At 68.3% G+C, this 3,670-nt stretch carries 3 protein-coding genes and 2 pseudogenes; 3 read left to right on the top strand and 2 right to left on the bottom strand.

Annotation, left to right across the window (positions count from 1 at the left end):
* From AC08ON_RS11510 to AC08ON_RS11500, 3 genes are all read left to right on the top strand, one after another.
* The coding region (locus AC08ON_RS11510; RefSeq protein WP_476616939.1) for a fumarate reductase/succinate dehydrogenase flavoprotein subunit at window positions 1-1,760 on the top strand (1,760 nt) is incomplete at its 5' end.
* A gap of 43 nt (window positions 1,761-1,803) precedes the next feature.
* Window positions 1,804-2,550 carry a succinate dehydrogenase/fumarate reductase iron-sulfur subunit gene (locus AC08ON_RS11505; protein WP_011437846.1) on the top strand — a complete coding sequence of 249 codons (747 nt, stop codon included), beginning with the start codon at window positions 1,804-1,806 and terminating at the stop codon, window positions 2,548-2,550.
* 327 nt (window positions 2,551-2,877) lie between these two features.
* A complete protein-coding gene (locus AC08ON_RS11500) occupies window positions 2,878-3,027 on the top strand; it encodes a hypothetical protein (protein ID WP_476607572.1) in 150 nt (49 codons plus the stop codon).
* Window positions 3,028-3,091: 64 nt separating this feature from the next.
* On the opposite strand, the pseudogene AC08ON_RS11495 reads toward AC08ON_RS11500, so the two are convergent.
* Window positions 3,092-3,400, bottom strand: a pseudogene (locus AC08ON_RS11495) (transposase family protein); the annotation flags it as partial.
* Window positions 3,401-3,406: 6 nt separating this feature from the next.
* Window positions 3,407-3,670: pseudogene (locus tag AC08ON_RS11490) on the bottom strand (hypothetical protein); the annotation flags it as partial.

The following is a 3,670-nucleotide window of genomic DNA, read 5'->3' as shown; positions in this document are numbered from 1 at the left end:
TCGCCGAGCAGGGCTACCGGGTCATCCAGTTCTGCTACCAGGACTCGCCGCGCCGGGCGCACTCCATCGCCGCGCAGGGCGGCATCAACGCGGCGAAGAACTACCGCAACGACGGCGACTCGGTCTACCGGCTGTTCTACGACACGGTGAAGGGTGGCGACTTCCGCTCCCGGGAGTCCAACGTCTACCGTCTCGCGCAGACGTCCACCCAGATCATCGACCAGTGCGTGGCGCAGGGTGTGCCCTTCGCCCGGGAGTACGGCGGCCTGCTCGACACCCGGTCGTTCGGCGGCGTGCAGGTCTCGCGGACCTTCTACGCCCGGGGCCAGACGGGTCAGCAGCTGCTGATCGGCGCCTACCAGGCGCTGTCCCGGCAGATCGATGCCGGCGGCGTGGAGATACACCCGCGCACCGAGATGCTCGACCTGATCGTCATCGACGGGCACGCCCGCGGCATCGTCGCCCGCGACCTGGTCACTGGCCAGGTCTCCACCTACCTCGCCGACGCCGTCGTGCTCGCCACCGGCGGGTACGGCAACGTGTTCTACCTGTCGACGAACGCCAAGAACTCCAATGCCAGCGCGATCTGGCGGGCGTACCGGCGCGGGGCGTACTTCGCCAACCCGTGCTACACCCAGATCCACCCGACCTGCATCCCCCGCTCCGGCGACTACCAGGGCAAGCTCACGCTGATGAGCGAGTCGCTGCGCAACGACGGCCGCATCTGGGTGCCGAAGAAGGCGGGCGACACCCGCTCGCCCGACACCATCCCGGAGAACGAGCGCGACTACTACCTCGAGCGGATCTACCCGGGATTCGGCAACCTGGTCCCCCGTGACATCGCGTCGCGGGCAGCGAAGTACCAGTGCGACGCCGGTCGCGGCGTGGGTCCGGGCGGGCTCGGCGTCTACCTCGACTTCGCCGACGCCATCAAGCGGATGGGCGAGGACAAGGTCCGCGAGAAGTACGGCAACCTGTTCGAGATGTACGAGCGGATCACCGCCGAGGACCCCTACAAGGTGCCGATGCGGATCTACCCGGCCGTCCACTACACCATGGGTGGGCTGTGGGTGGGCTACGATCTACAGAGCAGCATTCCGGGGCTCTTCGTGATCGGGGAGGCGAACTTCTCCGACCACGGCGCCAACCGTCTCGGCGCGAGCGCGCTGATGCAGGGTCTCGCCGACGGCTACTTCGTGCTGCCGCCCATGCTGGGTGACTACATCGCCTCGACGAAGCTGGGCGCGGTCGACGCGAGCCATCCCGCGGTCGCGGAGACGGCGGCCGAGGCGACGGGCCGGCTGACCCGCCTGCTCGCCGTGAACGGTGACCGCACCGTCGACTCGTTCCACCGTGAGCTCGGCGAGATCATGTGGGACGAGTGCGGGATGGCGCGCAGCGAGGACGGCCTGCGCAAGGCGCTGGGGCGCCTTCCGGAGCTGCGCGAGGAGTTCTGGCGCCAGGTCAAGGTGCCGGGCGACGCGGGTAGTGTCAACCAGAGCCTGGAGCGGGCGAACCGGGTGTCGGACTTCCTCGAACTCGGCGAGCTGATGTGTGTCGACGCCCTGCACCGCGAGGAGTCCTGCGGGGGGCACTTCCGGGTCGAGAGCCAGACCCCGGACGGCGAGGCCCTTCGCGACGACGACCGGTTCGCCTACGTCGGGGCCTGGGAGTTCGCCGGCACGGAAACCCCGCCGGTGCTGCACCGCGAGGTTCTGGAGTTCGAGCACGTCCACCTCGCCCAGCGTAACTACGCGTGAGGCGGTACCGGTCAATGGATCACGACTGTACGAGGAGCCGACCGTGAAGCTCACCCTTCGGATCTGGCGCCAGGCCGGACCGGACGAACCGGGCCGCATGGTCACCTACGAGGTGCCCGACGCGAACCCGGACATGTCCTTCCTCGAACTGCTCGACGTGCTCAACGAGCGGCTGACCCTGCGGGGCGAGGAGCCAGTCAGCTTCGACCACGACTGCCGCGAGGGCATCTGCGGCGCCTGCGGAGTGGTCATCAACGGCCAGGCCCACGGCCCCCGGGAACGGACCACCACCTGCCAGCTGCATGTGCGAGAGTTCTCCGACGGGGACGTCATCGACGTCGAGCCGTGGCGCTCGGTCGCGTTCGGCGTCGTCCGCGACCTGATGGTGGACCGCTCCGGCCTCGACCGGATCATCCAGGCCGGCGGCTACATCAGCGCCCCGACGGGCAGCGCCCCCGAGGCGCACTCCACCCCGGTGCCCAAGGCCGTCGCGGACACGGCGTTCGACAACGCCACCTGCATCGGCTGCGGCGCCTGCGTCGCGGCCTGCCCCAACGGCTCGGCCATGCTGTTCACCTCGGCGAAGGTCGTGCACCTCAACAGCCTGCCCCAGGGCGCCCCGGAGCGGGCGAGCCGCACACTCAACCTGGTCGAGGCCATGGACGCCGAGGGCTTCGGCGGGTGCACCAACACCGGGGAGTGCACCGTCGCCTGCCCGAAGGGCATCCCACTGGACAGCATCGCCACGCTCAACCGCGAGGTTCTGCGGGCCTCGATCGGCCTCCGGTAGATCCGGTAGGCATCCCCCGACCTGAAGATCGGCGCGTTCCGTCCATAGGTGTCCACCCGACGTCCATAGGCTTGCCTGGACGAATGGCTGTACGCGCAGCACGGGACCGGCCCGCATCACGAGCCTGAGAGACCTGTGACGCGGCCGTCGCTGGCCTGGCCGGAATGCTTCCACCCAGGTCAGCGGCGGCCCCATGCCCGTCAGGGACCACCCCGTCGCCGGCTTGGCCAAGGAACGGATCACACGCCAGCCCGAGCACACAACCCATCCGGCTCGGCCGCCTCTGCTTCCACCAGCACAACACAGACCATCCACGATGATCATCGAGTGCCGTTGCAGTCCTCCAACCGGCTCCTCGTCCCGCTTACCGCGGCCGACCAGCGCCAGGCCCCACCCGAGCCGCGCGACGCGCTCCGCATCCTCGATCGCCACGTCGACAGCTACATCGACCACGCCCGGCTCGCACCCGCAGCCTGAAACGTGACACAGATGTGAAGAACCTACAGACCAAAGATCGCTAGACGGGTAAGTCCTATGTGGTTCGGGAACACGACGCGCGGTAGTTGTAGCCGGCCCAGCCGGCAACCTCGGAATGCTGGACGGTCGGCCGAGAGGCCCCGCACGGCACCGGGGTCGAACCAATGATCCAGCGGTTGTCGAACCAGAAGTCGCTGTCCGCGGCCACCTCCCGGATCATCCGCTTGACCAGCGGTAACGCCGCACGCGGCCGTTTGTTGTACCTCGACTGCCCGGGCAGCTACGGGAACATCCCGGCGAGGTGCTTGCGCGCGTAGCGCAGCCATCGGGCCTCCGAGCGGTGGCCGAGCAGGGCTTGGGCGACCGCGGGGCATCGGACTTACTCGTCTAGGTGCGGGATCGCTCCAAGGGCTTCGGCAGTGAGTTTCTGGGTGTTCTGTGCTTGTTCGGGGTTGGCGAGACAGACAGCGACGTAGAGGGCATCGAGGACCGTGAGGTGGATGCTTTGGCTGCTCATGGCTTCCATGCCGAAGTCGGTCTCGCGGCTACCGGCGACCAGGCAGGTGTCGACGACCTTAGTGGTTGAGCCTGGAAGTCCTTCGGGGGTGCAGTGATTCAGCTGGGTTCGGCGGGGAGGTGGACC

The sequence above is a fragment of the Frankia sp. CoWAU3 genome, assembly GCF_977971855.1.
Note: the sequence above shows the minus strand (reverse complement) of the source record. Positions and strands in the feature narration are given on the sequence as shown.